Source organism: Wolbachia endosymbiont (group B) of Apotomis betuletana (assembly GCF_947250475.1).
GTDB lineage: Bacteria > Pseudomonadota > Alphaproteobacteria > Rickettsiales > Anaplasmataceae > Wolbachia.
In genome coordinates, this window is the sequence record NZ_OX366320.1 from 1,502,034 (window position 1) to 1,526,976 (window position 24,943).

The window sequence follows — 24,943 nt, forward strand, 5'->3', positions numbered from 1 at the left end:
CATTTAAGATAGCGTTCTTTACCTGTTGAAGCTATAATTATAACTAATTAAATTGGATTTATTTATATGATTGCTAATCGTAAAAGCAGTGTTAAGCAGAAAAGCAACAAGAATAACATAGTTGGGAGCCTTGATGTAATAAAAACAGCGGGAGAGCTCTCACTTCAAAAAGGTTTGGATTTTAATATTATAATAAATGCACTTAAAAGTGCTATCGAAGCAGTAGCTCAACAAAAGTATGGTAGCAAAAGTAAAATTGTAGTTAATATAGATAGAAACACAGGCAAAGTTACCTCATATAGACAACTAAAAGTCATTAATGATGAATCAAATGAAAATGAGTGTGACTTAATTAAGTTGACACAAGCTAAGTTAATAAAAGAAGATGCAAAAGTTGGAGATACTATTAGTGAGTTGATTTCTCTTAACACTGATCTTGTTTCAGCAAGAATTGCCCAGCAAAAGATTTCTGAAATAATCAAAAATGAAGAGTTAAAAAAGCAATATGAGGAATTTAAAGATAAGGTAGGAGAAATGAGGTATGGCATCGTTAAACAAGTAGAATATTCAGATCTTATTATAGACATAAACGGAATTGGAGCATACCTCCCTTTACGAAACTTAATTGGTGGTGAGTCATTTCGTGAAGGCGATAAGGTTAAAGCTTACATACAGGCTGTTAAGCGCTCTGACGATGGACGTCAAATCATTCTTTCTAGGACTCATGAAGGCTTTTTAGAGGCATTGTTGAATCAAGAAGTACCAGAAGTTGCTGACGGATTGATAACAATTAAAGGTATAGCTAGAGACGCTGGTTCAAGATCTAAAGTTGCTGTTTTTTCATCTGATAAGAATATCGATCCAGTAGGTGCTTGCGTTGGAGTTAAAGGAGATAGAATAAAAACTATTATACACGAATTAAACGGTGAAAAAATCGACGTCATACATTACTCATCAGATTTGGGTCAATTTGTTATTAAAGCCATTACTCCTGCAGAAGTATCAAAGGTCATTATTGACGAAAATGAAAATTGTATAGAGTTAATAGTTGCTGAAGATCAATTGAGTTTAGCTATAGGAAAAAAGGGTCAGAATGTAAGATTAGCTTCAGAGCTTGTTGGATGGAAAATTGAGATATTAAGCACTCAGCAAGAATCAGAAAGAAGAAACAAAGAATTTAGTCAATGTTCAGTTTTATTTGCTGAAGCTTTAAACTTAGAAGAGATTATGGGCCAATTATTGGTAACAGAAGGTTTTTCAAGTGTAGAAGATATATCTAACACTTCAATTAAGGAACTTGCTTCAATAGAGGGCTTCAATGAAGATATTGCAAATGAACTTCATAATAGAGCAAATAATTACCTGAAAGCAGAGAATGATAGAAAAATAGAAGAGCTAAAAAATTTAGGTATGGAAGACGATGTAATCAACTTAGCCTTATCAATAGATAATAAAATTGCTCTTAGTAAACATAATATTAAAACTTTAGAGGACATAGCAGATTTATCAAATTATGAGTTTTATAGCATACTCTCTTCCTCAACTAATAATAAAGACAATCTAAAAGATACAGCAGATTTAATAATCATAGAAGCACGTAAAAAGCTTGGATTAATATAAAAACAATATGAATAATGAAGATATCAGTAATAAAAAATTAACCCTACAAGGCTTAAGCAAGCTTAAATTAGACATTAATTTAAACTCTTTAGATAGTCAAAGTACTGGTACTACAATAGTAAAAAAAAGAAGAAAAATTCATTCTGCAGAAGAATATAGTTTATTTGACGAGAGTAAATTAGGCTCTTTAACTGAAAAAGAACAAATTTCCCGCATTAATGCTGTACAGAATGCTACTTTGCTGAAAGAAAGGAATCAGAGAGAACAAGAAGAGAAAATAAAAAAAGAAGAAAGCAATCAAGAAGCTGAAGATAAAAATGAATCACACTCTGTACCTAAAGAAATAAATAAGGAAGTTTTAAGTAATACTAACTCAGTTGAACAAAAAGAAGATAGTATTGAATATGAGAACAATGATAAAAAGTCTTTTAAAGCTAGCAAAGATATATACTCTAAGCATTCTAAGCTAGTAATTACACAGGCAATAGATGAAAGAAATGAACACCTCCCTGTATTTAAGAAAAAATTTGGTATAAGAAGTAAACAATCAAAGTTTACTAAGGGTAAAAATATAGCAAGAGAAGTTATTATACCAGACAAAATAACTATCAGGGAGTTATCTATTCGTATGGCAGAAGATAGCAAGAGTGTGCTAAAAATGCTCAAAGAAGAAGTTGGGGAGAGCTATAGAGTAGATGATCTAGTAGATCCAGATATAGCATGCGAAATAGCAAAAAAATTTAATCATACGGCTAAACGAGTAAGTGATGCTGATAAAGAAAAGAATTTACTCTTCATAAGCAACAGAGAAAACTTACCTAAAAGACCAAAACCACCTATCGTTACTTTTATGGGACATGTGGATCATGGTAAAACATCATTGCTTGATGCATTTCGTGAATCCAATGTTGCAGAAAGAGAGTCAGGTGGCATCACTCAACATATAGGTGCTTATCAATTAACGACAAAAAATAAGCAAAAAATTACTTTCATTGATACACCAGGGCATGAGGCGTTTACTGCAATGCGTGCACGTGGTGCCAATATTACTAATATAGTTGTGATAGTAGTTGCAGCTGATGATGGAATCATGAAACAAACAGTTGAAGCAATAAACCATGCAAAAGCAGCAAATGTCTCTATTATAGTTGCCATTAATAAAATTGATAAATCACAACCTGGCGATGTAGAAAGAATAATTAATAGTTTGCCTCAGTATGACCTCATCCCCGAAGAACTTGGTGGTGATGTTATAATTGTGCCAGTATCAGCAAAAAAGAAAATCAACTTAGATAAACTAGAAGAGGCAATTTTATTAATTGCTGAATTAATGACGCTAGAAGGAATAGAGGATTGTCGAGCACTTGGATGGGTAATAGAGTCCAAAATAGATAAAGCTAAAGGAATATCAGCTACATTAATAGTTGAAGAAGGGACATTAAAGATTGGTGACATATTGGTAGTTGGTACAACATACAGCAAAGTACGCAGTATGGTTAATCACCTTGGTCAAAGAGAAAAAGCGGCACTACCTTCTACTCCAGTTGAAGTTACTGGTTTAAATGGTGTACCAAATGCTGGAGATAAATTTGTTGTTGTAAACTCTGAAAGGCAGGCTCGTGAAATTGTTGAATACAGGTTAGAATTAATCAAGAAAAAGCAAGAAGATTTAGACGACAGTAATTTAGATATATTCAGTCGTAATGATAGTGAAACAGAAGAACTATCTGTAGTTTTAAAGTGCGATGTCACTGGTTCTATTGAAGCAATATCAAGCTCAATTGATAAGCTTGGTAAAGAGCAAGTGAAATTAAATATTCTACACAAAGCAGTAGGAGGAGTAACAGATTCAGATGTGCTGCTTGCAGAAGCATCAAGCGCAGTAATTTTAGCTTTTAATGTAAAAGTGGATTCAAAAATAAGAGAATTAGCAAAACAAAAAGGTATAGAAATACATACTTACAATATAATATATGAGCTTATTGAAGACATGAGGATGTATCTAACTAAAATGTTAAAGCCTGTTACACGAGAGGTTCGTGTTGGTTCTGCATCTGTAAGGCAAATATTTAATGCATCCAAAGCCGGTAATATAATCGGATGTTATGTCACTGATGGAGTTATAAAAAAAGATTCTTTAATTAAGGTAGTACGTGGCAGCAAATTGGTGCATGAAGGAAAGTTAAAAGCACTACGTAGATTTAAAGATGATGTTAAAGAAGTGGGTGTAAATTTTGAATGCGGAATATCGCTAGAGGGTAATATCGATATTAAAGTTGGAGACATTTTGGAAGCTTATCAATTAGTGCAAGAAGAAAGGACGTTATAGTAGTTGAATATGAAAAAGGAAATTAGAAACCTAAAAGTAGCATCGGTATTACACAGGGCAATATCAAAAGTCTTAATGGAAGGTAATGTTCTTAATGAAAAAGTAGTAGTATCTGATGTAAAGCTAAGCAAAGATTTGAAGAAAGCAGATGTATATATTGTGTTATCTTCATTAAACACCCAAAATGATAATGATGATATCAGCACTGTTGTTAATGAAATGAACCAATCTGCATGGTCAATACGTAAATCTATATTGTGTTATGTTGATTTGCGATTTATACCTGAGTTAGTTTTTAATCCTGATTTAGCATTCGATAATTTTGTCAATGTAAGCAAAATATTACATAATCACACTTAATTAATGTATTTCAACCATTATTTCTCATTAATGAGAATACACAGTTTAACAGGTTTATGGCTTGTGCTATTTTCTAGCTTAAGCGGCATTCTTTTAGCCTCAACTTCTCTATCGTATCAGGCTCTTTTTCTCCTTGTTTTGTTTACTATAGGTGCATTTTTAATGAGACCCGCAGGGTGCATAATCAATGATATCTTCGATAGAGAAATAGATGCGCACGTTGAACGAACAAAATATAGGCCACTTGCAAGTGGTGCATTAAACATAAAGCAGGCTTTGGCTTTACTTTCACTGTTACTGTCTATTGCCCTGGTAATCTTATTATTAACCAATAAAACTACTCTTATACTTGGAATAATTTCAATGTGCATGATAGTTATCTACCCCTTGCTAAAGCGTTACGTTTGGTGGCCACAATTGTTTTTAGGGTTTACTTTCAACATGGGATCACTCATGGGTTCAGCAGCAATAACAAACCAGATTAGCATAGAATCCTTGCTATTTTATATAGGATGCGTCTTTTGGACGCTTAGTTATGATACTATATACGCTCATCAAGATAAAAAAGATGATGAGAAATTAGGAATGAAATCTACTGCATTATATTTTGGCAATACAACAAAATCTTGGTTGAAAAGATTTTATTTAATATCCTTAATGGCATGGTTGTACGCTGGTATACTATCATCATTAAATAACATCTTTTATATTGCTTTACTTGCCATAGGATTCATATTTCACCACCAACACAAAAATTTCAATCCAGACGATTCTAATCAATGCATGTCCATATTTAAAAATAATTCCCAGATAGGACTCCTGCTCTTTTTCGGTATCCTTTTAGATAGAATTCTAAATTCTACTTTTGTATCCGTTCAGATGCATGGCTAATGTGTAAATATCGAAGCAAAAATGGTGTCATTCCAGTGTCAAGTACTGGGATGACAGAGAAAGCATCATATTGAAATGACACCATTTATTTCTATGGCTGTCTTTTCTATCTTATTTTGTCACCCTGCTGAACGGATTCTACTTTTTAGAACATATCTTGAAAGGAAATCAGGAAGATAATATGATAGGATCAGTAAAAAATATATCCAGGTGATGTAAGTGACAAAGAATGGAAATTTCTTGAGCCAAGAGTTGCACAAGGTGTGGCCAAGAAAGCACAAAATAAGAACAATTATTAATGTTATACAATACATAATGAAAGGTATTTGCCAGTAGAGCAAAAGATTTTCCTCTATGGAAGACAGTGTATGATTATTTTTTTAGGTGGCGTAATAGTCACACATTGCTTGAATGCATACAAAACAAAGGCTGGTGTGCCCATTGATGTTATAAGATCAAATTACCAACCTTTTACTAGATGAAATCAAAAAGCTAAGGAATTAAGCCTTACCTTGATTTATTAAACCTCTATCCTGAATTAAATGACCTTGAACAGAAGTATTACTTAAATAACTTTGAGGCTCTAAGTTTATTTGCTGTTCTTCAACTTCTAATGTACTATCTCTATTGTGTAATATCTGTTGCATTGATTGATTTACTATTAAATCTAGTTCCTTATTAAATATAACCATAAATTTGTTAAACTTCTTTGGACTTAACTTACCTGTTTCTCTATCGTGGCATGCTTGCTCTACATATGAGTTTAAAACTCCTGAAATGTCATTAAACTTACCACCCGTGATTTTTGCAGTAACCTCTTTCTGCATTTCTACACAATCAATATTTAACCGATGCATTGATATCCCACTTTTTAATGCAGCTTGCTCTACTACTTTCTCAAATTCCTCTATAATATTTAATGCATAGCCCTGTGCTTCTAATGGTGATATAGACTGAACTACTGTGGAAATATACTTCTGACCTGTGATTTTCCTTATAAATACATCTAATAAAAGAAGTATACCGTTGTTATCAATACCTTGAACTGTAATAGCTTTAGAAGGTTCCATACTTATAGCTGCCTTAAAAGGAGAAGAAACAAACTGAAAAATACCTTTAATAGTATCTACCGTAGTGTAAGCAAAAATATTGATAAATGAAGATGGCTTACTTGTTCCGCTTGTAACTCCTATTTTATCAGGACCTATCTTATCATTTTGCAACGAATTTTCATCTTCTTGTGCAATACTGAGGCGATTATGGACACGTGTTGATAGGGAGCTGCTTTCTTCTTGCAAGTTAAGATGTTGGGTGATTTCTTCATTTCTTCTTATTCTTTCTTCTAGAAGGTTTCGTATTTCTAAGCTGTTTTCTTCATTAAGCGTATTTGCTACGGCTAAAGCTCCTCTAGCATCAACATAATCACTTTTATCAAGAATGAGCTTAACTACACCCAAATTGCCACGAGCAGCTGCAGTATGCAAAGGTGTCCAACCATTCTCATCTTTAGCGTTAACATTAGCACGCTTATTTATAAAAAGACCAGCTACTTGTAAATTATCATGAAGAGCAGCCCAGTGCAGAGGAGTAGCGCCATCATTGTTCTTAGCATTAACATTGGCTCCTTTCTCTATAAGCTTTTCTGCTGTACCTAAGCAACCATTAAAAAAAGCAGCATAGTGCAGAGGGACATTGTCATATTTATTCTTCTCATTAACATTAGCCCCTTTCTCTATAAGCTTTTCTACTATACTGACATTCTGATTAAGAGCAGCCCAGTGCAGAGGAGTAGCGCCATGATTATTCTTAGCATTAATATCAGCTCCTCTCTCTATAAGCTTTTCTACTACCTGTAATTTATCTGCAAGAACAGCTAAATGTAGAGGAGTATTGCCTCTATTGTCCCTGGCATTAACATCATCCCCTTTATTGATAAGATCCGCAACTTGATTAGCATCTCCACTACGTACAGCAGCAAATAATTCATTAATCATTTAACCCTCGATAAAAACCACTCAATTTCAAAGTAAGAAAAAAATCTTTTTCTGAATAAAACAGCTACCTCATAATATAAAGAAAAATATTTTCACTATCATATTTATTATACATAAAAAATTAATAGCTCAATATACTTTTCATAAAATACTCCATCTCTAAAACTTGTCAATCCCTATTTAGAAGTTTTTTTGATAATCTTTAATGAAAGTTCTTAACGAATTAATACTGACTTAATAGTATATATTACTAAAAATTTAAATAAAACAACCATTCCCAACAACTAAAACCGGCTAGTGAGAGAAGAGTTCGTTTTGGGATGGATTGGTCTGTTGCTGGAACTCAAGAACTGCTGCAAAAGGAAAGCCCCAGTTTTTATGGTAATTATGATATTAAAAAATCACGTTTAAAAATACTTTATAGAAGTGAGAAACACCTCTTTTTGTTTTTGCAGCAGGTCTCCATGTATCCCTCTTTAATTAAGAGACTGACTAGCTCCTTGAGTTTGTTCAGTGCTTGAAAACTCAATATTACTATTTATACCTTTGTTTTGAATCATTTCTGCAAATACCCTTACTTTAAGCTTAGGCACATGCCTTTCTTTCACATCTTCAAAATCTAAACAATTAATCAAAGTTACTCCCGTTTCTTGTTGAATATAACTATAATCATTATTATGAAACATAAGAGAGTTTTTTATGCCAGCAAATGACATTTTTTGAAAATCTCCTTTATAATTTTCTGATAAAACATCAATCAATGGTCTATGGTTATGAAGGAAAATTTCTTTTTTCAATTCATCAGCCTTATTAATTAAAATATGTGCATATTCTGGATATAGCTTTTTTAAATTCTCTTCATTATCAAATTCATTACGTACGTTTTCATTTTGCTCCCATATGCCAGCCATTTTATTAACGTCATTTTCCCTCAAAAAGTCATATAGTGACTTATTTCTTTCTTTAATCTTTTTAACTTCTTCTTCACAATTTTTAAGATGCTGTAAATAATTGTTATACCTCTCGGTTGAAGTGGTTATAAATTCATTTTTCTTTTGTAAATTTTCCTCACTTACATATAAGCCAGCAACTTCTAGTCTTGCTATGTGATTTAGTATAACCTCACAAATATCTGTAAAGCCCATTTCAGTAGCCCAATGCAAAGGAGTTTTTTTACTCTTATCTTTTGCATTAATATCTGCTCCTAAGTCTATTAGAACTTTTATTATATCTGTAAATTCTCCATAGAAACACATAATAGAAGTAATCAAAGGAGTCCATCCACATCTGTCTACTGAATTCACATCAGCTCCAGCTTCTATTAGAACTTTTACTTCCTCTGTAGATAATCTTTGAGCAGCATGATGCAAAGGAGTTCGTTCATCCTTATCTTTTGCATTAATATCTGCTCCAGCTTTTATCAATCTCACAAATTCCTTCATATCTCGTTTTCTAACAGCATCCAAAAGTTCTGTTGATTTCGTTTCTTCTAGTTGTGGCATAAATTACCTCTAAAATGATTAATATTTAGTATTAATATATTAATAATAAATGTCAATAAGTTTGCTTGACTTTTCTTTACTATTCCTAAATAAATTATTATTAATTTAATATATCTTCTTGTTAAGAATTTAAACGATATATCTACTTTCAGCAACAAAAACCAGCAAATGTGAGAAGTGTTTGTTTTTGGATCTTATGGTCTACCAAACGATACATACGAACTTTTCTAGATAATAATTTCATTATACGCTGAAATCAGCTATATTGGCTCACTTTTACTAAACCTACGTACGAACTGTTTTGCCTAAGCTTATGAAAATAATTTAAACCTTCTATTTTTATAACCTTATTTCTATGCGGCTTGTTCTCGCAAATATACGACCTTTTTTGCAATTTTAGAAAGAGTCAATAATTCAAATTTTTGCAGCACTAAAATAGACGTTTCTTTAGTTACAACAAGGTCTATTTTTTCGTAAATAAAAATGTTTTATAATAATTAATTATTAGAATGAAAATATCATACTTGGCTCTCAAGAAATTTCCTGTTGTGCAGTGGTAAGGTTTGGAGAAAAAGATTGGCTTGGCAACGATAATTTACTAGACTAAAGTTTATATTAAAATACAAAATGGGGTTGCGGGTATGGAATCTGGTTTGGATCACAATTACAATAAAATACTTGATATATTAAAAGGTGCTATTAAAGGCGACGATAATCAAGTTAAAGCAAGAAAACATCTTAGAGTAGAAAGATGGTTGAGGGTTTATATTCAATTAATTGAAGATTTTGATGAGGGAAAATTAAAATTTTTCTCTGATATATTCTCTGATAATTCTTGTTGGGATGGAATAAAATTAAAAAATAAAGCTGTTGGTGAAAGGTTAACTGAAGAAAAAAATAAAAATGGAAAAGAAAATCCGCTTGATCTTGCAGATAGATATTACTTGGCATGTAAATATTGTCTAGAAGATAAGATTCCTGGATTGTTTGAACAAGTATTTATGAGATTTAAGAGAAGTGCCTTTGAAGAGGATGGATCTGATGATGATCTGAGAAGAGAATTATTGGAAAATATCGAAGAAACTAGCCCTATAGAAGCTTTCTGGTCTTTTCTTATTGATAAGCAGATTGGAAAACTAAACGAATATAAATCAGTTGAAGGTTTGCAAAAATCCATACAGATAAATTCTAATAAAAACTGGGAAGAAGGTATAGAGTTCTTCTATAATAAATTGCACAATGATTCCAGTATTTCTAGTCAAGATAAAAATAATTTGTTAATTGAAGCAGCTTTATCTGCAGTAAAGGGTTACAAAGAAGTAGACACCATAGAGTTTTGCCTGTCTAAAATGGATGATGAACAAAAGAAAAAATTACTAAATAGAGATTATAAGGAAAATACTTATTATGCAGTGTTGAATGTGCTAGTAGGTCAGTATTACTTTGATTCTTTTATGGAATTAAGCCGATTGTGTAGTCAGATTGAATGTGAACGTTACACAACTTTTTTATCTTCATTATCAGATCAAGTACTGAAGAATCCAGATCTGTCTGAAGAAACAAAAAAATGTATGATGAATGTTTGGGAACGTATAATAAAATTAAAAACTCAAGACCGCGGGGAGCAATCTATTTCCTCTATTTTTGTAGACTATTCAGTTACATATACAATAGCAAATTTAATTGTGGATCCAAGTAGACAAGGGGTAAGTAAAGAAGAAATATTAGGGAAGATATTAAAGCACGTAAAAGAAATGAGTGGTGAAGAGATGATAAAGGTTAAAGATTCTGTATTAAGTAAAATTCAGTTATTTCATGGGGGTAAAAAATTGCAATTAGGAGAACAAGTATTTTCTAAATTAGCTCAAGAAGCTTCTAAAGAATCAATTTTGCGTGAAGCTGGTGATACTTTGCCACAGTCAAGTCTCAGTACGACTGATACCCCATATAATATAAAATCTTTAGGCCATAGCAAATAGGAGAGTAATATGCCAAGTAATGTCAAGCCGCTTGAGTTGGTACAGCTTCTGTTAATGAGAAATAAATCAAAAGACGAGTTCCTAGATTTTCAAAAAAGGTTCCAATCGTTTATCAATCAATCTCCTTCTTTTTTGCATTCAGTTGGAAAGCCAGGCTTTTTCCCTAGTTTCTTTTTTGGTATGTTTGCTACTGTATTAGACACAGAACTTGCTACTAAAATTGGTATCAAAAAACTTCATTTTCGTTTTGATGATAATAGAACTTTAAAAATAGCTATATTAACTAATGAGGGACTTAAGTGTATAACGGTGTCTGATCAAGTTGATGGTAACATGCATCTAAAGTTCTCTCAAGGAGAGTTAGAAAAAATAGCACAGAAATGGAAAATGGGAGCAGAGTTTGATAAACTAGAAAAAGAAGAGCATGAAATAACAATTACAGGAAAAGAAGTAAAGTACGGAAAGGTTGATCCAGCTTTTAGTAAAAAGACTGATTATTCACAAAAAGGTTTTACAGAAATAGAAAAAGATCGTGACCAACAAGACCTAGAGAGCTTAATTTCAAAATTGAGTAATCAAAATTTTGAAGAAGTAAAAAAGAACGCTAGAAGAATGTTTAATTATATTACAAATGTCTATAAGAAATATGAAAAAGAAACTCTATTTAGCGGTAAAGAATCAAGTCATCATGGGTTTTTAGCTGGGTTTTTGATAAATTTTAAGTATCGTTTTCACCTAAAACTTTATCTCGAATTATTTGCTGGAAAAGGTTACGCAGACATTATTTTACTTGTGCGCGGTTCTGATAAGTCGCTAAGCTCTATTCCTATTATTATTGAGCTTAAAGCAGGTACTGGTGAGATAAGTACAGTGATAAAAGCATTGAAGCAAGCACAAGATTATGTTAAGGGCTCTTTTTCTAACTCTATAAGAATGATTACTATAGCTAATGAAGCTATTTGTGTAGGATTAAATTTTGACATGGTTCATCACGAAAATGTTAAAATTGATGTAGAAAATTTTCTTAGTCGAGAAGGTAATTCTGTAATAGAAAAGTTACTTGGCACTGAAGCAGCGAATGCTGAGGTGATAAGAACACAGCTAGAGTATCTTTACTATGGAATTGTTTGGAGCAATGGTGGAAGTGATAATATTAATTATGTCAGCAGAATGATCTTAGGTCAGCTAGTACTTATTTCTAATATTATTAAGCGTGAAAAGTTAGGTAAACATATTTTTATTTATGATCAAAATGATAAAATGGTTACTGGATCACAGAAACGCCCAGAAGCAGCAAAAGAAAGTATTGAGGATTGTGTTACAACTATAGTGCTAACTTTAGGTAAGAAGGTGCTTATACTCAACATAAATGAAAAAAATGAATTTGCATTGAGAGTGCCAGATAATAAAGGAATTCCTATTGAAAATATTAGGGGAATTCAAAACGTCAATGACATAAAGATACAAGAAATAACCTGTAACTTATACAGTACACCTAGTAATAAGAATCCATTTGATCAGTACTGTAATAAGAATAAGGGAATTACAGTAAATACGTATGACTCATTGGACAAATACAAAAGAGGTAAAGAAATTTTACAAGGTAATTTTACTCGAATTGTGGAAAATAAAAAATTTAAAGCAGCTTTGAGCAAAGCTATAGAATCTGGTAAATATGATGATTACAAAAAACTATTTGAAGAAATTTCTCATATACTACATCCTTTCAAATCATTAATAAGCAATGAGGCTACATTTCAAGCTGTATTGCATGGTTTATTTAGTAGCTACGGAGAAGATAATATAAAAGTTATTACTGAATTTCAAATAGGTGGTGGAGAGAAGTTGGATGTTATGTTGGTTATAAATGCTACTGATCAAAAAAAAAGAATACCCCCCAGTTGGAATAGAGCTAAAATTTGCTAAGAAAGGAGAATTGGATAAAAAAGAAAAAGATGCTAAGGACCAGTTGAAAAGATATAAAGAAGGTGAAGCGTATAAGGTAATTACTGATGCTGGCAAAGTGAAACTGATATATGCTGTTTTTAATAAAGGTGCAACAGATGAAGGTTCCCTTATAAAAATTGGTAATGAGTTTGTAGAGGTAGATGTAAGACATAGCTCTGTGGTTGCTTTTGGTCAACAGCCAGGTAGTCTCCAACAACCTTATGTTCAACAAGCAGGTCTATCTCGAGCAGTTAATCAGTGATCTAGTCTTAAGAAATAGTCATCTTAAGTAGGTTATGCTGTCGAGAAGTTTTGTGACAAAGTTATAGAAGGAAAACAAAATGATCCTGATACGAGTACATGGAGTGCTGTTAAAAGTTCGTTTTCTGATACATTTATTACTAAGCATAATATGAATTACATTTATAGTAATCAATCTCCAGTGAATTCCTTAGATAGCTAAGAGCTAAAAGTATGTATTGTGTAAATAGTTACCAAGGCTGGAAGGTTTTGAACTTTTTTTCACAACACTGATGTTCTTGCTAAAATATTTTTGAAAAAGTTAGTTGACTTATAAATAATTCTCTACTAATACTGGCATATGTTTGTTTATTCTGCTGAAGTGGCTCCGCAGGTTACTGTATAAGCTTCAGCAGTTTCCGTACTCCTTTAAAGTATAATTCATCATGCTCTTATAGTAGTGATATCAAGTATAGGTCTTAACCATGTTGATTTATAGTAAAATTAGCCCAAATTTGCAGTCATAAGCAACTTTTAACCTCTCTATATACTCCATTGTTACTCACCATAAAAACTTCACAAAAGCTTAACGACGTGAGTAGTAAAAAGATTATGGTTATTGACTTAATGTTACATATCGCATACAATATATCATATATCTTAGCTTAGAGGGATAAGTATGGGTGAGTCTACTGGGATAGTAAAATCTATTATCAATCTACTAAAACCAAAATCCAAACCAGAACCATCTGATTTTGAATATGAATCAATTATAGAACATCTATTATCTAAAGAGCATTTATTAAATGAGCTGATGAATGATATGTGGTACTCAGGAGACTTACCATCAGTCAGAAACTATAATGAACCATTATCTTTGATAGATAGCAAACTTGGATTAAGTGAACAAATTTGTGTTTGGTTTGCTCTAGATCATGACCTTACACCAAGTCAAAAAAATTTAAACAAAAAGTTACTTAGTGCTCTAAAATGTTTAGCTTCTAACTGTGGTTCATTTGATAATACTGAGCCCCTTGAAGAATTTTTATATGATAATAGAAACAATAAAGATTTAAAAGTAATTCTTAACCTAAGAAGAGGAGAATCTCAATCAACAGTATTGCATGCAATTGCAGGAGCAAATATTGGTGGATTTCGTCGCATAGGAAATCAGGCTATAGATTTACTCTTAGAAGCAGGCGCAGATCCTAACATACAAGATAATAAAGGAAAAACACCACTATACCTTGCTGCTGCTAAAGGTCATTACGATAATGCAAACTCTCTTCTCCTGAAAGGAGCTAACCCTAATATAACAAGTAGAAAGGGCAAAACTCCACAACGAATAGCAACTAATAACCTCTGCTATGATATTGAAGAATTATTTTTAACTGATAAACAGAAAAAGATGAATAAGGAATTGTATGACTTACTTGTACTAGATTCAGACTGCACTAAAAATTTAAAGGAGTTTTTAAGTAAGCATAAAAGAGACTCAGACCTAAAAGTAGTGCTAAATATTCGGCAAGGAATGGGTGAATCAAAAGTGTTTTCGTATGTTGATCGTTTTGCTTGGGATAATGAAGATCTTGCTCAAGAGTTAAGAAAAATATTTCTAGAAGCAGGAGCATTAGATTATGATAAAAATATTATTTATCGTCAGCAAAAGAAAGGACAGGTCAGTAAATTACTCGTTAATTTAACTTCAAATCAAAAGGAGAAGTTAAATAGGTTTTCTGATAAGGTATTTCAAGCTCAAAATATGGCTGAACTTGAAAAGATTGTAAACGATGCTATAAAGTCTGGTGTACGATTAAACTATTCTCTTTCACAAGATTTCTTTTCAGGTAATGAGTACACTTTTACCGATTATGTGATGAAAAAAATCAGTGAATTAGAAAAAAATCCTAAAGTTGCTAGTAATATAATATGTCAATTAGTATCAAAAGGGGCAGTGTTTGGTAATACAGTTGATGCTAACACACTGACATCAGAATTTAAAGAGCATAAAACTAACCTAAAAAAAGCTTATAGAGATTATATTAGCAATTCTCATAAGTTTATTGAAATCGCAAAAAGTGCAACCAATAGAGAGCTAAAAGATGCAAGAGTAGACAACTCCGTTTTTTACTTAGAATATTCTAAAGATAGTAAAATAGACATTATAAAGATAACAGATGGGGTAAGGGGTTTAGGTCTAACCGATGGAGAGGTAAACTGTGGAAGAAATATAGTAAAGATCGGTAAAAGTGAAGTAGAAATTAAAACTGAAAACGGCATAAGGAATTATACAGATCTTACAGAAGGCAGCAGTATAGTATTAACTTTCTATACTAGTTTGGGAGAATTAGAAGTTAGATTATATCCTGATGAGAACAATAAAAAATTGATAAGAGTAGAAGTGAGCGATGAAGATCTATTTGAAGAAATAGCAAGTCATGAAGAAATAGGGCAAAATTGCTTATTGGGAGGTTTATCGGTTATTGAAGCTATAGATCAAGGTGTTTTTGCTAGATCTGGTGGATTAATGCGTCCTGAAGTAATAAGCGAGTCTAACAAGAACAAAGATTCATGGGTAGGACGTGAAGAGCTAAGAAGGGCTTCTGATTCTAGGGGAAAAATTGCTAGTTTGCCATAAAAGTTGAAGATTATTATTTAAATACAAACTACTATAATTTATAGATTAAGGAAATTGTACCAATGTCTTCTAAGAATACTCTTTTATATTGTTTTTAAGCTGGCTACAAAATGAGGATATGGGACATACAATTGGCTGAGCTGCCTTTTACACTCCAGGTCTACTATTAAAATATGCAGCTAAAATTGGATCATTTTCTACCATTGTTGCACCTAATATGCTAAAATCTTCATCACTTGTATTGATATTTTTACATAATTGATTTTGTAACATTTATTTGCTCTTCTATATCGATTTCAACATCTTTTTGTGTGGCCCTTTGTAGTAGCTCCTTTTGCAATAACCTTTTTTAATTTTCTGGCACATACTTTTTTCGATGTTTTTTCATGTTGTTTTTATAAACGTTACGACGCTGAGCCGTAAAACTTCTCTAATTGTTCACTCCACAGCATCGGTATTTCTCTCAAATCAACTAACTTCAAACCCCTTGGCTGTCTCCCATTTACTATGTCTTCCTTAATCTTCGGAGCTAAATAATTTAACCTTAAAATTTGCTGTATACGTCTTGTACCTATATTAATTTTGGCACTCAGCTCCTTCACACTTTCGTATTTTCCCTCTTCTAGTTGCCGTTTCCACAGATGGGCTCTTACCACTGCTTTCAGTAGTGCATTGTTTGTTTTGCCTTCTGGCTCAGTTACTGTGCATTTCTTTCCTTTCTTTTTTATTGGTATAAATTTCACCTTATCCTCTAAACTCACCTCTATTCCATCTTCTTTTACCATTACTCCCTTTATTAACTTTTTCACTACTTCTTTCTGCTTTCCAAAACTTAAATTTTTCCATTTTTCTTCGGTCTTTTCTCTCCAATTTTCATATAGCTGTTCAGCTTTCTTCATCACTTCTTTTTCGACTTCTCCAGCTATTACATTTCGTTTTTCTGATTCACAACCTTTTCCCCTTAAATGGTTATTGCACACATAATATCGGTACCTTTTATTCTCTTTTTTTGAGTACGTCAAAGTCATATTTACATCACAGCTTTTGCACTTAATTATTCCCTTTAGTAGCGCCTCTTCATATCTTGCTTTTCTATATGGTTGATTCCTTATCAATTCCTGCGCTTTTTGCCATTTTTCTTCCTCTATTATTGCTTCATGTTTTCCTTCATACTCTTTCTCATAATGCCGTATTTTTCCCATATATATTGGATTTGTTATTATTCTCCTTACCGTCGCTTTTTTAAAGATATCTGATTTTGTTCTGTAACCTTGACTATTTAGCTCCCTTGCCAATTCTGCCATTGACTTCAGCTCTACATACCTTTCAAATATATGCTTTACTGTCTTTGCTTCTTTCTCATTTATTATTAATTCTTTATCCTTTACATCATATCCAAGCGGCAAAGTTCCCCCCATCCACAATCCCTGCTCCTTTGATGTTGCTATTTTATTTTTTACTCTCTCTACTATCATCTCTCTTTCTAGTTGTGCTGCTCCTGACAATACCGTTTGTACAAACTTTCCCATTGGCGTATTATTGTCAAATATCTGCGTTACTGCTACAAAATTTACTCGATGCCTTCTAAAAAATGATGTTACTTCAATGCTGTCTTTTGTTTCCCTTGATAACCTATCTAGTGTATATACTACTACACAATCTACTTCTCCTCCTTTAACATCTTCAAATAATTCCTTTATCGCTGGTCTTTCTAAATTTTTTCCTGAATAGCCTCCATCATCATACCTTTTGGCCAATGCTGCCCAGCCTTCTCTGCTCTTTATGTACTTTTCACATGCTACTCGCTGCGCATCAAGACTGTTAAACTTTTGTTCTAGCCCATCCTCATTTGATTTTCTTGTATATATCGCACACCTTACTTCTTTTAGCATTTTCAATTTTCATTTTTATCACGCATACCGAATAATAAAGGTCCGTTGTAGCTCATTCCCATTATTTTCCCGGCTACTGCTGATAATGATGTGAAAAATTCTTCTCGGTAGATTAAACCCTTATCTGTCACCATTACCGCATGCGTCTCTTCTCCTCTCTCTAGTATTAATTCTGTTCCTTCTACTGGTAATTTATCGCTACTTATTCTTTTTCCCTTCTCTAGCCGATCTGCCAGATACTCTAGTCTTTTTGTCCCCTTTCTTGACATTTCTCCATACGCTTTTTCCTGCATTCTATAAGCTAATCTTGGTATCAGATATTTCTTTGAGTATCTAGGTGCTTCTTCCACAAATACCTTCTTCCATATTTTTCTCAGCTCATTCAAAGGTTTTTTCTCTAAATTCATTACTTTCTTTTCTATTTCTTTCTCCATATTTTTAGCCCTTCATAAATAGCTTCTCAATTCTGTCTGTTTCTTTCTTTAATACCTCGGTTATCTTTTTGCTATTTTTCGCATAATCCATCGCTGTCATTCCAAATTTATCCGCTTGCTCTATTTCTCCTCCAGCTTTCACTAGCTCCTCCACTATTTCTTTTTCACCTACCATGCACGCAAGGTGTAGAGGTATGCATTTATTTCCATATTCCTCAGCATTTACGTCTGCTCCTGATTTTATCAATTCCCTCACGATTTCTAGACGTTTCTCCGTTACCGCTAGGTGCAGTGCTGTGTGTCCTTCTATATCTTTAGCATTCACATTCGCTCCTTTTTCGACTAATAACTTCACTGTTTTTGCGTCTACCGCATAATGCAGAGCTATTCTGTCTCTTGCATAAATATTTTCATATGAGTTCTCTAATAATTCTTTTGCTGACTTATTAAATTTGCCAAGCTTTAACATAATCCACCTCACCTTTTCTTTAAATTTAAATCCCTCTTTTAAACCTTCCTTTTCGCTACCTCATCTATCATTTCGTTCACTTGGCTCATTATCTTGCTTGCTAAATTTTGACATTCTTTCTTTATTAGTGACTTATCTTTCTTCCTTATTTCTCCTATCTCTATTATTTTTAGCTCCGGTAAATAACTCCCATTCAACATGTCTGCTATTTCTCCCACTAGCCCCTCTATTCCATAACACGTCAGTTCTCTACTTTTTGTTATTCCTCCTTTTTCTCTCAAAAATTTACTTGCCTTTTCACTTTCTTTGCTATCACACAGAGAATACTTTTCACTTTCCCAAATGTAATACATTGGTGTTGCACCATATTTATTCAGTTGATTAACTTCAGCTCCCGCTTTTACTAGCTCTTTTATTATTTCAACTCCTCCTATTTTGCATGCAGAGTGGAGTGGCGTACATCCACTGACATATTGAGTGGCATTTACTTCCGCTCCTTCTCTTAGCAGCACTTTTACATTTTCTAAACTTTTTGCGAATACTGCACAGTGCAGAGGTGTATAACCATTTTTGTCTCTTGCATTAACCTCTGCTCCTTTCTTTATTAAGAACCTCACTGTTTTGTAATCGGAGATTTCTACTGCTTGATGCAAGATCGTCTCTCCTTCTTCATTTCTTTTATTAATATCGTTACTTGATATTTCTTTAAAAAACTTACTCTTGCTAAAACTCATTTCATACCTCACAAAATTAGCTTTTCTAGCGCCAGACAAATTTCTTATATTTACCTGCTGCTATTCAAGTCATGTCCTTTTTAGCATGAAAAAGCAAGTCTTTTTCTTTTTATTTCATATACTTTAACCTGTTATTAATATAATATATGAGGATCTAAATATAAGTACTTAACTTATTAGAGATATTACTTGACTATTTTTCCAACTTCTGTGCAAATGTCGATGTTCGTGCCACTTCAGTACTCCTGGATAAAATACTAAAATGTGCTTTTCTAATTCGTGTATTGAGTCTTTTTGCTCTGAATCTAATTCACTTTCAAAATGAATATTGTGCTCTGCTAAAGCGTATTTTGTAATCTTTTGATCAGTATAGTTTTCTGCTTTATAAGCATGGGTAATGCTAAATCTTTCTAAAATTGGCTTGTGTTTTAGATTCCAATATTGCCCTGAAAGTTTATCGCTTCCCAATAGAAATTTATTTCCTTCTTCTTCTATGCTACTTACTGAAAAGCACCCATTTATTTCTCCTAACTTCCAGCTATCTGACAGTACAATCTGTGCTTTGGCAAACTTTATTTCTGGTAATAAGCTCTGTGATAGAGGATATAGTGCTTTGACATTATACCACAGGTGACTTCGTTCATATATTCCACTGTAGTTTTTGGTATGTGGCTCTGTTTCTTCAAGTATTGCAACATCTAGGCGATATAAATCATTGCTAAAACTTCTCTCATAATGATTTCGAAATGTACTAAAATTGAAAGTTGCATTTGCTATTTTTAGTTTAAATGAATTTTTCCGACCAAAAGACAACATTGGCCCTTCTTTTTCAACTTTCACCCCTGAATAGTCTGATAGAAGATCTCCGAAAAAACTTTCGTCTAATATGAATCTTTGAGCATTGTAATAGTCATTAAAAATTCTCATTAGTCGCGATCTTGCTGGTAATGACAGCTTTGCCAATTCTACAACTGCATCTACAAAAAAGTCATTTGGCACATCCTTTATTCCAATTTGCAGCTCAAAAAAATGTTTTCCAGGTGGTTCTTCGATAATTGTAATATCTTCTATATTTGCCCATTTTAGTGCTATTTTTAGTGATGCTGGAGTTCCTCTCAGTCTTTGAAATTTTACTCCTTCTATTACGGCTTTTCTTCTATCTTTTACCCAGCGCAGTATTTCTTCTAAACCATATTCTTCTATTATCCAAGGCAATGTTTCTTCTTTAAGACTAAACTTAAATCCTCTGATACAGCTCGGATCAACCTTATAATCTGTTGCATCAACCAGTGCTTGCTCTTGCTTTGTTGCGTTTGGGGGTAATAGCATTACTCAATCTTTAAATTTCGCAAATTTGCACATTCGTTACCTAGCACCACAACATCCTCTCTTGGCTCGATCAATTCCACATTTTCTACACCATCTACAAATAGGTTTGCTATTATCCATGATTTTGTAACATTCCATCCCAACCTTCTACTTGCTTCAAACTTCTCAATAAACTGCTTCTTGATTTCCTCCTTTGATATTATAGGACTTATACTCATTCTGCTGTGAATATCTATTTCCGTAATATTGCAACCTATCACTGTTACTGTATCTGTTAAAACTCTTATATCATCTCTAGTAACCTGCTTTCTTACAATTTCAAGTAGCTCTTCTGACAATATGCCAGTTTGTGTTGATAAGATTGAAATTTGTACTTTTCCTGGTATAGGTGATTCTACTAGTGCATCTTTTACTCTACTATCTGCTGACAGTGCATAATACCTATAATACTCCTTGCTCCCACATGTGCTCCAGCCTTTTACTTTTGCTTTTACCCTCTTTCTAAATCGTTCGTCATCTTCTTCTTTTTCTCTCTCTACTCCATAAAATTCAGCCAAATTATCAAGATCTTCTCCCCTTGCAAATTTCAGTAAATTACTCTTTACTGCTTCGTTCATCCTTTGTCTGAGCAAAAGTTCTCGCCAGGCTGCTACCTCCAGAATCTTTATCGCTGGATCACTTTCTACTAATGCTGAAAAGGTTTCATCTCTATTTACTAACTCTTCCTTCATCCGAGAAAAAATCTCTTCAAAGTTCAGTGGTTCGATAATATTTGGCTGCTGCATTTTTAAACAACTACTCCATTAATATTTATGAACTTACCTTCTGAAAGATAGACACCTTCTAAATTCAATGTTACCCTCCCTTCTTTTACTCCTTCAACTTTTACTTTTTCTAACTTAAATCTCTTCTCAAATTTCCCCAGTGCTTCTGCTGTTGCTGCATAGATTTCCAAAGTTAAATCTCTATTTATTGGCTTATCTACTAATTCAAATAATCTTGAACCATAATCTCTTCTCATTACTCTACTGTTAATAGGAGTGGTCAGTATATCAATTATCGACTGCTTTAAGTGCTCTATTCCTTCTAACGCTTTTCCTGTTTTAGCATCCATACCCTTCATTTCTATTTTGCAAAAACGCTTTCACTGCCTTTTATTACTTTAAACCCACATGAAACTATATCTCCTACTCTTCCTACACTAAGACCATTTGCAAACACTGTTTTTGATCCTTGAATCATTACTTTTCCTTCACTAAAACTTTCTCCTTGTCTACATATTGACTTACCGTTTACAAAAACATTGTTACTCCCACTAATGCAGAAATGTGGTATAGCTTCTCCACAGTAGTCTCCTAACCTCACTATTCCTTTGTTCAATTTAAGTCGATCCTTTCTGCTTTCAGTTTTATTCCACTTTTTGTCATTTCTATACTTGATCCCCCAGCCTTAAGTGTTATTTTGTCTACTACTTCAATCTCTAAATTATGCTTCTCTTTATCATATAATAATCTTGTCCCATCTTGAAATTTTACACTATTTATTTCTTTTTTATTCTCTGGTGCAGGGTATTTTTCCTGATATATTCCTGCTAACACTACTCCTAATGATAGTTCACCAAGAGGAGAAAATACCATTACTTGTTCATCGATATCTGGCGGAGACCAATCTCTATCTTTTCCTGCTTTGCTCGTTATCCAAGGTAAATAATCTGTTAAAAGTTCTCCTATTTTTACTCTTACTTTTGCTTTGTCATAATCTACCTCTTTTACAAGCCCTATTCGTACAATGTTTGCTAGCTTCCTATTCAGCTCTGAAATCGCAAAACTATGATCCAACATTTATATTTCCTACGTTTATGGTATGTGGCTTAATTTTTCCTTCTTCCCATACTGATTTACCTAAATGAAGCTGATGACTCCAATCAACCATCCACACCAAATATGCATCTAATTCGGGTCTAAATCCATCAGGCTCTGCAGAAAGAAATTCAGCCGGAGATACATTCTTTTCCCAGGTATTCTTGTTCACTACTCTTGCAACCTCAGCAGCTAATGATCTGACAATGAGAGGAGCATTTTCTATTGTGCTATCAACTACTATTCTAGCTTCAAATCTTGCTTTTAGAGCTAATTGTTCAGTACCTGGATCTTTACCTGGTTCTAAACTTGCTAGTTCCACAAACACCGCTGGCGCTAATAATTCTTTTCTTATCGATGGATAAATTTCACAAGTTTGAATTGCTGGTATTTCTCTCTTCAGCGTGGTACAAATTTTATCATGTAAATCTTTCAAATTCATCCTTTATAGCTCAATTCACGTTCAAAAAACTTTGTAAAGACTTTCTCAACCTCATAATTAACAAGATTTCCTATTATCCTTGAAGCCTCAGGTTCGAGTGGCAATTTAACTTCCTTTATTGGCAATGCTGCTCTTCCTTCACGTTTAAAAGCTCCTTTATAACCTCTTGGCATTGTTGCAGTAAATGCTCCTATAAACTCATGATTTCCTGTTTTCGTACCTCTTTTTGTTTCTCTCATACTGCCAATAGATGAAGCCCTTACATCATACAAGTTTGCTCTTATTAAAACCTCTAACCTACCTACTTTCGCTTTAAAGATTCGCAACCTTTTTCTCATTACCGTTAATTTTATCTTCTTTTCCTCACTGATTTCCTTAGCTGCTTGTCCCTTTAACCATATTGCTGTTTTATTCAGTGCTTTTGCTACTACTAATTTGATTTGAGCTTCTTTTCCTCTGATATCACTTATTACCTGGTTTACATTATGAAACACTTCCTTCTCCTACAGCTTGAATTTTCCATATTTTACTTGAAGAATCTTTCAATGGTGGTTCAAAAATCTTGTAGAACCTTTTTTCAATCTTGATATAATCACCTATGCTAAAGGAAGTAACGTCCTGATCACGTATTTCTATAGAAGCAATTTGCTGAGTTAATGCTCCATCTGTACCTAAAGAGTACGTAGTCTCAGGACGTTTCATTAGCACTTTTATTTTATGAATACCCTCCTTATTTTTATTACAATATGTGGCTTCCACTCCTAGATGCTCAAAACAATCCTCCAACAACCTCTCTATACTCATTAACTTGCAGTAATTTTGATTAATACCCCAGGTCTGTGACACATTGGCAGAGGGTTTGACTGCGTATGTAAATCAGTTCCTCTATCAAATCTCCTTGGTTCTTGTTTTCCATAGAGTGGCTGTCCAAGAGTATTTACTGTCTCATTAAAATCTGCTGGTGCAAAATATGTTGTAAATGTGCTCGCTGTTCCTAGTGGAAAACAGTGCCCTGTATCTTTCTCAATAAATCTTCTCACAGTTCCTTCAGGGCCAGTTGCTTGCCCTCTATACTCCTCAAATGTTATGCCACAGAACGTAAATCCTGATCTCATATCGTTTCTTAGCGCTGCTCCTTCTTGCCATCTTTCATATGCTTCTTTCACTTTACTATGCGAAGTTAATGCATCAAAAAATTCAGGGCTTACCAAGGCATGTACTCCTGTCATATATTCACCACTTAGATTATCTTCTATATGCCGGAGTACTTCCATACACTTACGCTTGACATCTGTTGTTGCTGTTCCAAGGGCAAAATTTACTACTTTTGGTGTTATTTCAAATTCGTTGTACAGATTTAATAATTCTGACCCGTCAGCATCAAGAATAATTCCCTTCAGCGCTCCCATTCGTAAATGCTCTAATGTTATTGCGTGTTTGTTCCTCATTAGCTGTAAATGGTCAGTTATTACATCTGCCAGCGCTTTAAGTTCACTCTCTGATCCAAATGCCCTTATTCCTTGTACTTCCTCTGGTAACACTACATCATCATGTGGAATATGCGGAATCGTAAACGTTCTTACCTTTCTTTTTCCTCTTTTTCCTACTGTTGCTGGTGCTCCTGGAACTTGCGTTGGTAGTAAACTTAAAACTCCATTATGTTCTTCTATGGTAATATGTCTAAATCTTACTGACCTATTTGGAAACAAATTTAAATTTTCAACTCGTCCATAATTTATCGGCAATATATTCATCGCATTTGTTAGTGCCGTCATACTAAATGCTGTATTTGTAAATGGATTTTGCATTCTTTCTTTTCCCCCTTATATATATTTTAATAGTTTTTTAAACTCCCTTGCGGATAATGATCCCTTGTGCTTCAAGTTGCTTTATTGCTGCAGCTTTCTGCTCTTCAGTGATATTTGCTGGCCATACAACTGCATGATCTGCTAGCATTGCACCACGAGTAACAATTACTCCTTTACTATTTTCCTTTGCGTTTACATCGCTTGCTATCACTCCTATCGCCGTTTGTGTCCCATCTGTGGCAGTTGGATTGATTATCCTAATCATGTTGTCTTTATCACGACTAACAACTGTTCCTAGCTTCAGATTTTCCCCCTTGGCTACTGTTATCTGATCTCTTGAATATAGACTTGATGCCTCATACTTTAATAAGTCACCCAGATTATTTTGTTCGGTTATACATGTCATATTTCCTTTTCTCCTTTTTTTATTTTTTTACCGCCATATTTGTGGTTGTTATACACGGCGGTTATACACA

25 protein-coding genes are annotated in these 24,943 nt (G+C 33.4%); 8 read left to right on the top strand and 17 right to left on the bottom strand.

Going from position 1 to position 24,943, the window contains the following annotated elements:
- The first annotated feature begins 66 nt into the window (after nucleotides 1–66).
- The 4 genes from nusA to ubiA are packed head-to-tail and all read left to right on the top strand — an operon-like array spanning nucleotide 67 to nucleotide 5,200.
- Nucleotides 67–1,620 carry a transcription termination factor NusA gene (gene nusA, locus OOK82_RS07000; RefSeq protein WP_264687125.1) on the top strand — a complete coding sequence of 518 codons (1,554 nt, stop codon included), beginning with the start codon at nucleotides 67–69 and terminating at the stop codon, nucleotides 1,618–1,620.
- Nucleotides 1,621–1,627: 7 nt separating this feature from the next.
- A complete protein-coding gene (infB, locus tag OOK82_RS07005) occupies nucleotides 1,628–3,949 on the top strand; it encodes a translation initiation factor IF-2 (protein ID WP_264704615.1) in 2,322 nt (773 codons plus the stop codon).
- A 9-nt stretch (nucleotides 3,950–3,958) separates the two neighbouring features.
- A complete protein-coding gene (locus OOK82_RS07010) occupies nucleotides 3,959–4,309 on the top strand; it encodes a ribosome-binding factor A (RefSeq protein ID WP_264704616.1) in 351 nt (116 codons plus the stop codon).
- A 3-nt stretch (nucleotides 4,310–4,312) separates the two neighbouring features.
- Nucleotides 4,313–5,200: a 4-hydroxybenzoate octaprenyltransferase gene (gene ubiA / locus OOK82_RS07015; RefSeq protein WP_007302787.1), complete on the top strand. Its 888-nt coding sequence runs from the start codon at nucleotides 4,313–4,315 to the stop codon at nucleotides 5,198–5,200.
- A gap of 500 nt (nucleotides 5,201–5,700) precedes the next feature.
- Here ubiA and OOK82_RS07020 read toward each other — a convergent pair whose 3' ends face one another.
- Nucleotides 5,701–7,194: an ankyrin repeat domain-containing protein gene (locus tag OOK82_RS07020; RefSeq protein ID WP_264704617.1), complete on the bottom strand. Its 1,494-nt coding sequence runs from the start codon at nucleotides 7,192–7,194 to the stop codon at nucleotides 5,701–5,703.
- A gap of 476 nt (nucleotides 7,195–7,670) precedes the next feature.
- Nucleotides 7,671–8,696 carry an ankyrin repeat domain-containing protein gene (locus OOK82_RS07025; protein ID WP_264687122.1) on the bottom strand — a complete coding sequence of 342 codons (1,026 nt, stop codon included), beginning with the start codon at nucleotides 8,694–8,696 and terminating at the stop codon, nucleotides 7,671–7,673.
- Nucleotides 8,697–9,337: 641 nt separating this feature from the next.
- Between OOK82_RS07025 and OOK82_RS07030 the strand changes: the two genes are divergently transcribed.
- The 4 genes from OOK82_RS07030 (at nucleotide 9,338) to OOK82_RS07045 (ending at nucleotide 15,500) form a co-directional block, all read left to right on the top strand.
- Nucleotides 9,338–10,675: a hypothetical protein gene (locus OOK82_RS07030; RefSeq protein ID WP_264376947.1), complete on the top strand. Its 1,338-nt coding sequence runs from the start codon at nucleotides 9,338–9,340 to the stop codon at nucleotides 10,673–10,675.
- Between the two features lie 9 nt (nucleotides 10,676–10,684).
- Nucleotides 10,685–12,601, top strand: coding sequence for a hypothetical protein (locus tag OOK82_RS07035; protein ID WP_264686240.1), 1,917 nt, complete (start codon nucleotides 10,685–10,687; stop codon nucleotides 12,599–12,601).
- A complete protein-coding gene (locus OOK82_RS07040) occupies nucleotides 12,543–12,884 on the top strand; it encodes a hypothetical protein (protein ID WP_264376949.1) in 342 nt (113 codons plus the stop codon). Before OOK82_RS07035 ends, OOK82_RS07040 begins: the two co-directional genes overlap by 59 nt.
- Before the next feature lie 657 nt (nucleotides 12,885–13,541).
- Nucleotides 13,542–15,500 carry an ankyrin repeat domain-containing protein gene (locus tag OOK82_RS07045; protein ID WP_264704618.1) on the top strand — a complete coding sequence of 653 codons (1,959 nt, stop codon included), beginning with the start codon at nucleotides 13,542–13,544 and terminating at the stop codon, nucleotides 15,498–15,500.
- 147 nt (nucleotides 15,501–15,647) lie between these two features.
- On the opposite strand, the gene OOK82_RS07050 is transcribed toward OOK82_RS07045, so the two are convergent.
- The 15 genes from OOK82_RS07050 to OOK82_RS07120 all read right to left on the bottom strand — a co-directional run bounded on the left by OOK82_RS07050 (nucleotide 15,648) and on the right by OOK82_RS07120 (nucleotide 24,873).
- Nucleotides 15,648–15,773 (bottom strand): hypothetical protein, encoded by a 126-nt coding sequence (locus OOK82_RS07050; RefSeq protein ID WP_010405125.1) that lies wholly within the window; start codon nucleotides 15,771–15,773, stop codon nucleotides 15,648–15,650.
- Nucleotides 15,774–15,904: 131 nt separating this feature from the next.
- On the bottom strand, nucleotides 15,905–17,392 hold the full coding sequence (locus OOK82_RS07055) for a recombinase family protein (protein ID WP_264704619.1): 1,488 nt from the start codon (nucleotides 17,390–17,392) through the stop codon (nucleotides 15,905–15,907).
- A gap of 2 nt (nucleotides 17,393–17,394) precedes the next feature.
- A complete protein-coding gene (locus OOK82_RS07060; protein ID WP_264704620.1) occupies nucleotides 17,395–17,826 on the bottom strand; it encodes a DUF2924 domain-containing protein in 432 nt (143 codons plus the stop codon).
- Nucleotides 17,827–17,830: 4 nt separating this feature from the next.
- Nucleotides 17,831–18,295 carry an ankyrin repeat domain-containing protein gene (locus OOK82_RS07065; RefSeq protein WP_264704621.1) on the bottom strand — a complete coding sequence of 155 codons (465 nt, stop codon included), beginning with the start codon at nucleotides 18,293–18,295 and terminating at the stop codon, nucleotides 17,831–17,833.
- A 38-nt stretch (nucleotides 18,296–18,333) separates the two neighbouring features.
- The gene (locus OOK82_RS07070) at nucleotides 18,334–19,029 is read right to left on the bottom strand and encodes an ankyrin repeat domain-containing protein (protein WP_264704622.1); all 696 of its coding nucleotides are present in this window, start codon (nucleotides 19,027–19,029) and stop codon (nucleotides 18,334–18,336) included.
- Between the two features lie 168 nt (nucleotides 19,030–19,197).
- Nucleotides 19,198–20,358 (bottom strand): phage tail protein, encoded by a 1,161-nt coding sequence (locus OOK82_RS07075; protein WP_264704623.1) that lies wholly within the window; start codon nucleotides 20,356–20,358, stop codon nucleotides 19,198–19,200.
- The gene (locus OOK82_RS07080; RefSeq protein WP_264704624.1) at nucleotides 20,358–21,143 is read right to left on the bottom strand and encodes a baseplate assembly protein; all 786 of its coding nucleotides are present in this window, start codon (nucleotides 21,141–21,143) and stop codon (nucleotides 20,358–20,360) included. The genes OOK82_RS07075 and OOK82_RS07080 overlap by 1 nt, the downstream gene beginning before the upstream one ends.
- Nucleotides 21,144–21,145: 2 nt before the next feature.
- A complete protein-coding gene (locus OOK82_RS07085; RefSeq protein ID WP_264704625.1) occupies nucleotides 21,146–21,481 on the bottom strand; it encodes a GPW/gp25 family protein in 336 nt (111 codons plus the stop codon).
- Between the two features lie 2 nt (nucleotides 21,482–21,483).
- The gene (locus tag OOK82_RS07090) at nucleotides 21,484–21,738 is read right to left on the bottom strand and encodes a PAAR domain-containing protein (RefSeq protein WP_012481797.1); all 255 of its coding nucleotides are present in this window, start codon (nucleotides 21,736–21,738) and stop codon (nucleotides 21,484–21,486) included.
- Nucleotides 21,735–22,199, bottom strand: coding sequence for a phage baseplate assembly protein V (locus OOK82_RS07095; RefSeq protein WP_230609229.1), 465 nt, complete (start codon nucleotides 22,197–22,199; stop codon nucleotides 21,735–21,737). Before OOK82_RS07095 ends, OOK82_RS07090 begins: the two co-directional genes overlap by 4 nt.
- Nucleotides 22,186–22,659, bottom strand: a complete 474-nt coding sequence (locus OOK82_RS07100) for a hypothetical protein (RefSeq protein ID WP_264704626.1) — start codon at nucleotides 22,657–22,659, stop codon at nucleotides 22,186–22,188. The genes OOK82_RS07095 and OOK82_RS07100 overlap by 14 nt, the downstream gene beginning before the upstream one ends.
- A complete protein-coding gene (locus OOK82_RS07105) occupies nucleotides 22,656–23,153 on the bottom strand; it encodes a phage tail protein (protein ID WP_264704628.1) in 498 nt (165 codons plus the stop codon). Before OOK82_RS07105 ends, OOK82_RS07100 begins: the two co-directional genes overlap by 4 nt.
- Nucleotides 23,143–23,463, bottom strand: coding sequence for a head-tail joining protein (locus OOK82_RS07110; protein WP_264336602.1), 321 nt, complete (start codon nucleotides 23,461–23,463; stop codon nucleotides 23,143–23,145). The genes OOK82_RS07105 and OOK82_RS07110 overlap by 11 nt, the downstream gene beginning before the upstream one ends.
- Nucleotides 23,463–24,467, bottom strand: a complete 1,005-nt coding sequence (locus OOK82_RS07115; RefSeq protein WP_264704629.1) for a major capsid protein — start codon at nucleotides 24,465–24,467, stop codon at nucleotides 23,463–23,465. Before OOK82_RS07115 ends, OOK82_RS07110 begins: the two co-directional genes overlap by 1 nt.
- A 37-nt stretch (nucleotides 24,468–24,504) precedes the next feature.
- Nucleotides 24,505–24,873: a head decoration protein gene (locus OOK82_RS07120; protein WP_096097249.1), complete on the bottom strand. Its 369-nt coding sequence runs from the start codon at nucleotides 24,871–24,873 to the stop codon at nucleotides 24,505–24,507.
- Nucleotides 24,874–24,943: the final 70 nt, after the last annotated feature.

Bases quoted from the DNA above. Each gene is read 5' to 3' on its own strand.
- nusA (WP_264687125.1), top strand. From the start codon at position 67: ATGATTGCTAATCGTAAAAGCAGTGTTAAGCAGAAAAGCAACAAGAAT.
- infB (WP_264704615.1), top strand. From the start codon at position 1,628: ATGAATAATGAAGATATCAGTAATAAAAAATTAACCCTACAAGGCTTA.
- OOK82_RS07010 (WP_264704616.1), top strand. From the start codon at position 3,959: ATGAAAAAGGAAATTAGAAACCTAAAAGTAGCATCGGTATTACACAGG.
- ubiA (WP_007302787.1), top strand. From the start codon at position 4,313: ATGTATTTCAACCATTATTTCTCATTAATGAGAATACACAGTTTAACA.
- OOK82_RS07020 (WP_264704617.1), bottom strand. From the start codon at position 7,194: ATGATTAATGAATTATTTGCTGCTGTACGTAGTGGAGATGCTAATCAA.
- OOK82_RS07025 (WP_264687122.1), bottom strand. From the start codon at position 8,696: ATGCCACAACTAGAAGAAACGAAATCAACAGAACTTTTGGATGCTGTT.
- OOK82_RS07030 (WP_264376947.1), top strand. From the start codon at position 9,338: ATGGAATCTGGTTTGGATCACAATTACAATAAAATACTTGATATATTA.
- OOK82_RS07035 (WP_264686240.1), top strand. From the start codon at position 10,685: ATGCCAAGTAATGTCAAGCCGCTTGAGTTGGTACAGCTTCTGTTAATG.
- OOK82_RS07040 (WP_264376949.1), top strand. From the start codon at position 12,543: ATGCTACTGATCAAAAAAAAAGAATACCCCCCAGTTGGAATAGAGCTA.
- OOK82_RS07045 (WP_264704618.1), top strand. From the start codon at position 13,542: ATGGGTGAGTCTACTGGGATAGTAAAATCTATTATCAATCTACTAAAA.
- OOK82_RS07050 (WP_010405125.1), bottom strand. From the start codon at position 15,773: ATGTTACAAAATCAATTATGTAAAAATATCAATACAAGTGATGAAGAT.
- OOK82_RS07055 (WP_264704619.1), bottom strand. From the start codon at position 17,392: ATGCTAAAAGAAGTAAGGTGTGCGATATATACAAGAAAATCAAATGAG.
- OOK82_RS07060 (WP_264704620.1), bottom strand. From the start codon at position 17,826: ATGGAGAAAGAAATAGAAAAGAAAGTAATGAATTTAGAGAAAAAACCT.
- OOK82_RS07065 (WP_264704621.1), bottom strand. From the start codon at position 18,295: ATGTTAAAGCTTGGCAAATTTAATAAGTCAGCAAAAGAATTATTAGAG.
- OOK82_RS07070 (WP_264704622.1), bottom strand. From the start codon at position 19,029: ATGAGTTTTAGCAAGAGTAAGTTTTTTAAAGAAATATCAAGTAACGAT.
- OOK82_RS07075 (WP_264704623.1), bottom strand. From the start codon at position 20,358: ATGCTATTACCCCCAAACGCAACAAAGCAAGAGCAAGCACTGGTTGAT.
- OOK82_RS07080 (WP_264704624.1), bottom strand. From the start codon at position 21,143: ATGCAGCAGCCAAATATTATCGAACCACTGAACTTTGAAGAGATTTTT.
- OOK82_RS07085 (WP_264704625.1), bottom strand. From the start codon at position 21,481: ATGAAGGGTATGGATGCTAAAACAGGAAAAGCGTTAGAAGGAATAGAG.
- OOK82_RS07095 (WP_230609229.1), bottom strand. From the start codon at position 22,199: ATGTTGGATCATAGTTTTGCGATTTCAGAGCTGAATAGGAAGCTAGCA.
- OOK82_RS07100 (WP_264704626.1), bottom strand. From the start codon at position 22,659: ATGAATTTGAAAGATTTACATGATAAAATTTGTACCACGCTGAAGAGA.
- OOK82_RS07110 (WP_264336602.1), bottom strand. From the start codon at position 23,463: ATGAGTATAGAGAGGTTGTTGGAGGATTGTTTTGAGCATCTAGGAGTG.
- OOK82_RS07115 (WP_264704629.1), bottom strand. From the start codon at position 24,467: ATGCAAAATCCATTTACAAATACAGCATTTAGTATGACGGCACTAACA.
- OOK82_RS07120 (WP_096097249.1), bottom strand. From the start codon at position 24,873: ATGACATGTATAACCGAACAAAATAATCTGGGTGACTTATTAAAGTAT.